Origin of the sequence: Micromonospora sp. NPDC000442 (assembly GCF_042898635.1) — a bacterium.
In the GTDB taxonomy this organism is placed as follows: Bacteria; Actinomycetota; Actinomycetes; order Mycobacteriales; family Micromonosporaceae; genus Micromonospora.
The window spans coordinates 1-1,642 of sequence record NZ_JBIAYZ010000057.1 but is presented as its reverse complement, the minus strand read 5'-3'; the positions used below and the strand labels follow the sequence as shown (position 1 = coordinate 1,642).

General features: G+C 71.0%; 1 protein-coding gene. It reads right to left on the bottom strand.

The window, feature by feature from the left end; translation table 11 throughout:
* A partial coding sequence (locus ACFY2A_RS30520) for a condensation domain-containing protein (RefSeq protein ID WP_387176804.1) occupies positions 1–1,642 on the bottom strand: 1,642 nt, incomplete at both ends.

Below are 1,642 nucleotides of genomic sequence, written 5' to 3'. Positions count from 1 at the left end.
GCCGCCGCATCCAGCTCACGGTAGGACAGCTCCACCCCATCACCGATCACCGCCGGCGCATCCGGCGTAGCCACCACCTGCCGCGCCAACAACTCCACCACCGTGCCCACGGGAAGATCACCAGCGGTGTCATTCCACTCGAACACCAACCGCTCCCGCAGACCGGCGTCCAGCAGGTCAACATCGTGCAGCCGGACGCCGGGGGCGGCGGTCACCCGGTCCAGCACCAGCACGAACCAGTCGGCGATCCGCTGTGCGGACGACGCGTCGAACAGGTCCACGGACGCCACCACCGCGCCCTGGAGACCAGCCGGGTGGCCCTCGGCGTCGTACGTCTCGGTAGCCGTCACCTCCAGGTCGAATCGCACGGTGGTGCTCACCGCGCCGACATCAGCCTGCGGCCGGCCGGCCGTGCCGCGTTCGAGGTTCTGGAGCGTGAGCATCACCTGGAACAGCGGATGCCGGGCCAGCGAGCGCAGCGGCGCCAGCTCTTCGACGAGCCGTTCGAACGGCACGTCCTGGTGTTCGAGGGCGTCCAGGCTGCTCTGCCGGACCCGGCGGAGCACCTCGGCGAAGGTCGGGTCGCCCGACAGGTCCGTACGCAGCACGAGGGTGTTGACGAAGAAACCGACCAGGTCGTCCAGGGCCTCGTCATTGCGCCCCGCCACCGGGAAACCGATCGGGATGTCGGTGCCCGCCCCGAGCCGGGACAGCAGCACGGCGAACGCGCCCTGCAGGACCATGAACGTGGTCACGCCCTCGGCTCGGGCCAGCTCGGCGAGCCGTTGGTGCACCTCGGCCGGCACCGACAGCGGCACCTGGTGCCCGCGGTGTGATACCACGGCCGGACGCGACCGGTCCACCGGCAGGGTCAGTTCCTCCGGCGCCCCGGCCAGCGCGTTCCGCCAGTAGGCGACCTGGGTCGACAGCAGGCTCTGCGGGTCCGACTCGGAGCCGAGAAGTTCGCGCTGCCACACCGCGTAGTCCGCGTACTGCACCGGCAGCGGCGCCCACTGCGGCGCCGCACCGATCCGCCGCGCCTCGTACGCCACCGAGAGGTCTCGGCTGAGCGGCCCCATCGACCAACCGTCACCGGCGATATGGTGCACCACCAGCACGAGAGCCGACTCGGCTCCGGCCTGGAACAGCCACGCCCGCACCGGCACCTCGACCGCCAGGTCGAACGGGTGCTCGACCGCCTCGGCAATGGCCCGGTCCAGCTCCGCCGGGCGCACGGTCCGCACCTGCAGGGCCCAGTCCAGGCCGGCCGGGTCCAGAATTCGTTGGTACGGCTGCCCGTCGGCTACCGCGAACACCGTCCGCAGCGACTCGTGCCGCTCGATGACGTCCCGCAACGCCGCGTCCGCCGCGTCGACGTCCAGCTCGACGCCGAGCCGCACCACGACCGGGATGTTGTAGAGCGGGCTGGGTCCGTCGAGTTGGCTCAGGAACCAGAGTCGTTGCTGCGCAAAGGACAAAGGCGTCCGCACCGTACGCTCTGCCGCCCGCAGGACCGGCCGGGCCACGGCCACACTCGACTCGTTCAACCAGGTCGCCAGACCCGCGACGGTCGGCGCCTCGAACAACACCCGCAACGGCAACTCGACACCCAGCACCGCCCGCACCCGCGACACCAACCGCA